Consider the following 3411-nt stretch of genomic DNA (forward strand, 5'->3'; position numbering starts at 1 on the left):
CGCCCCACCCGGATGCTGCCCGGCTACGACAGCGGGGACCATCTGCATCCCGGCGACGCCGGGCTCGCCGCGCTGGCGGATTCGGTGGACCTGGCCCTGCTGTGAGCCGGGCCGTGCCGGGGCCGCGCGCTGTCCGCCGCTCCGCCACGCTGCGGCCGGGACCGGCTAGACGTCCAGGTCCACGACCACCGGCGCGTGGTCCGAGGCGCCCTTGCCCTTGCGCTCCTCCCGGTCCACGTACGCGTCCTTGACCGCCTTCGAGAACGGCTCGTTGCCGTACACCAGGTCGATGCGCATACCGCGGTTCTTGGGGAAGCCGAGCTGGCGGTAGTCCCAGTACGTGTACGGGTGCGCGTACTTCAGCGGCCGCGGCACCACGTCGGACAGGCCCGTCCCGCGCAGCTCGGCCAGGGCGGCGCGCTCGGCGGGCGTGACATGGGTGAGGCCCTCGAAGACGGCCACGTCGTACACGTCGTCGTCCGTGGGCGCCACGTTGTAGTCGCCGAGGACGGCGAACGGGCGGCTGCCGCCCGCGTCGCCCGCGACGGCCGCCTTCAGCGCCTCGAACCACTGGAGCTTGTAGGCGTAGTGCGGGTGGCCGACCTCGCGTCCGTTGGGCACGTACACCGACCAGACGCGGACCGGACCGCAGGTCGCGGAGACCGCCCGGGGCTCCTCCACACCCTCGTAGTCGGGGCCGCCGGGCAGGCCCTTGACCACGTCGTCGAGGCCGACGCGGGAGATCACCGCCACGCCGTTCCACCGGCCGGTCGCGTTCACCGCGGCCTCGTAGCCCAGCTCGCGCAGCTGGTCGAACGGGAACTGCGCCTCGGCGATCTTGGCCTCCTGGAGGCACAGCACGTCCGTGCCGCTGCTCTCCAGCCAGGCCAGCAGCCTCGGCAGACGGGCGGTGATCGAGTTCACGTTCCAGGTGGCGATGCGCATGCCCCACAACCTACCGGGCGGGTACGACAACGGCCCCGATCCCCGCTCCCCCGCTACAGCTGCGCCGACTCCCCCGAGCTCAGCCGCAGGTGCTCCGTGCCGCCGAGGGCGCCGATCTGCCGGTCGTAGATCGGGCGGGCGAGGTCGGTGAGCAGGGCGTCGTGGATGTCGTAGGCGCGCTGCGGCTCGACCTCGCGGACGTAGTCGATGACCTCGGAGATCTTGTTCCACGGGGCCATCACCGGCAGCATCAGGGTCTCCACCGGGTGGTCGGGGACGGTCAGCGCGTCGCCCGGGTGGAAGAGCCGGCCGCCGTCGACGAGGTAGCCGACGTTCGTGATGCGCGGGATGTCCGGGTGGATCACCGCGTGCAGCTCGCCGTGCACCTGGACGTCGAAGCCGGCCGCGGTGAAGGCGTCGCCGTGGCCGACGGTGTGCACCCGCCCGGGGAAGGCGGCCGAGAGCTGGTCCGCGACGGACGCGAGGGTCCAGATCTCGACGGCCGGGTCCGCCTCCAGGGCGGCCCGCAGCCGTCCCTCGTCGAAGTGGTCGGGGTGCTCGTGGGTGACGAGGATCGCGTCCGCCCCGGACGCGGCGTCCGCCTCGCTGAACATCCCGGGGTCCAGGACGAGCGTCCGGCCGTCCTTCTCCAGCCGGACACAGGAATGCGCCTTCTTCGTGAGCTTCATGAGTCCCATCCTGCCCCCGCCGACCCGGCGGCGGGGGCTGAGGACGGTGCCCTGGGCGCGTCCCCGGTCCAGGGGTCACTCGGCGAGCGTGGTCTCCTCACGGATGACCTGCTGGGCCACCCGGAACGCGCTGTTCGCCGCCGGCACCCCGCAGTAGACGGCCGCCTGGAGCAGCACTTCCCTGATCTCGTCCGGGGTCAGGCCGTTGCGCAGCGCGGCCCGGGTGTGGAACGCGAGCTCCTCCAGGTGGCCCCCCGCGACCAGCGCGGTGAGGGTGACACAGCTGCGCGAGCGCCGGTCGAGTCCGGGCCGGTCCCAGATCTCGCCCCACGCGTAGCGGGTGACGAACTCCTCGAAGTCGCCGGAGAAGTCGTCGGCCTGGGACAGCACCCGGTCGACATGGGCGTCGCCGAGCACCTCCCGGCGCACCTTCAGCCCGGTCTCGTACCGGTCCGTCTCGCCCCAGGACTGCGCCGGTACGACGGCCGGGGCGATCGCGGCGATGGGCGCCGCCGGCTGGAGCAGGGCGGGGACCGGGCCGGCCGGGGCCGGCGGAAGGGCGACCTGACCGGTGGCCGAGTCGAAGCCGGGATCCCAGGCGGTCGAGAAGTGGTGGACGAGCAGGTCGGTGACGGCGGCCGGCTGCTCCACCGGGACCAGGTGGGAGGCGCCGGGGACGACCGCGAGGCGGGCGTCCGGGATGCCGGCGACCAGGGTGCGGGCCTCGGCGGGGCCGGTGACCTGGTCCTCCGAGCCGACCAGGACGAGGGTCGGCACACCGACGCGGGCCAGTTCGTCCCGCACGTCGAACACGGCGAGCGCCTCGCAGGCCGCGATGTAGCAACCGGGGTCGGTGGTGCGCACCATCTGCACCGCCCACTCGGTGATCGCGGGCTGGGCGGCCGCGAACCCGCCGGTGAACCAGCGGTCCGGGGAGGAGCGGGCGATGGGGTCGAGCCCGTTCGTACGGACGACCACCCCGCGCCGGCGGAACTCGTCGGCCGTGCCGAACCGGGGCGAGGCGGCGATCAGTACGAGCGAGGCGAGCCGCTCGGGGTAGCGCAGGGCCAGCTCGACGCCGATCGCGCCGCCGAGGGAGCATCCCGCGTAGCCGAAGCGCTGCACGCCGAGCGAGTCGAGCGTGGCCAGCAGCCGGTCGGTCAGATCGGACACCGCGCCTGCCGGGTGCGCGGGCGCGCCGCCGTGTCCGGGCAGGTCGAACCGGAAGATCCGCCACTGCCTGGTCAGCTCCGGGACCTGACGGTCCCACATGTGCCAGGTGGTCCCCAGTGAGGGACCCAGGATCAGGACGGGGGCGTCTTCCGGACCGTCGAAGCGGTATTGCAGGCTGTTCGGTGGTGTCTCGCTCACCCTTCTGACCCTCTCATGTATCACAGAAGCACCTATACCAGGGCCCACAGGGAGGCGCGCCTTGTCGTTCCACAAAGGCCGAAACTCGCAGGAAACGGTCTCGGTGCGAACGGATTTCCGCATCGGGCCGAGGGGCGAGACCGGCTGGACGGGCATGTCGCGCGGAGCCCGGAACCGCCCGTGACGGTGCCGCCGGTCAGAGCTCGTCGCCGCCGCCCAGGCCGGTCAGGGCGCCGACCGGGTCGAGGTCGGGGGTGCCGCGGGGCCACCAGTCGTCGGCGCCGGGGTCCGACTCGTAGGCGTACCACAAGCCGTCGCGGCCGAAGCGGAGTTGGACCCGGCCCTGGGGGTGGGTGAGGCGGTTGCGGGCGGGGCGGAAGGCGGGCAGGTCGGCGGCGAGCAGCAG

3 protein-coding genes and 1 pseudogene are annotated in these 3411 nt (G+C 73.1%); all 4 read right to left on the reverse strand.

Annotation, left to right across the window (positions count from 1 at the left end; translation table 11 throughout):
- Positions 1 to 165: 165 nt before the first annotated feature.
- Positions 166 to 945 (reverse strand): exodeoxyribonuclease III, encoded by a 780-nt coding sequence (locus FNH09_RS45520; protein WP_152895737.1) that lies wholly within the window; start codon positions 943 to 945, stop codon positions 166 to 168.
- Positions 946 to 998: 53 nt separating this feature from the next.
- Positions 999 to 1634: an MBL fold metallo-hydrolase gene (locus FNH09_RS45525; protein WP_152895738.1), complete on the reverse strand. Its 636-nt coding sequence runs from the start codon at positions 1632 to 1634 to the stop codon at positions 999 to 1001.
- A 75-nt stretch (positions 1635 to 1709) separates the two neighbouring features.
- Positions 1710 to 3005: a bifunctional 3-oxoadipate enol-lactonase/4-carboxymuconolactone decarboxylase PcaDC gene (gene pcaDC / locus FNH09_RS45530; RefSeq protein ID WP_162470091.1), complete on the reverse strand. Its 1296-nt coding sequence runs from the start codon at positions 3003 to 3005 to the stop codon at positions 1710 to 1712.
- Between the two features lie 196 nt (positions 3006 to 3201).
- A pseudogene (locus FNH09_RS45535) lies at positions 3202 to 3411 on the reverse strand (SWIM zinc finger family protein); the annotation flags it as partial.

The organism is Streptomyces adustus (genome assembly GCF_009377175.1).
Taxonomy (GTDB): Bacteria; Actinomycetota; Actinomycetes; order Streptomycetales; family Streptomycetaceae; genus Streptomyces; species Streptomyces adustus.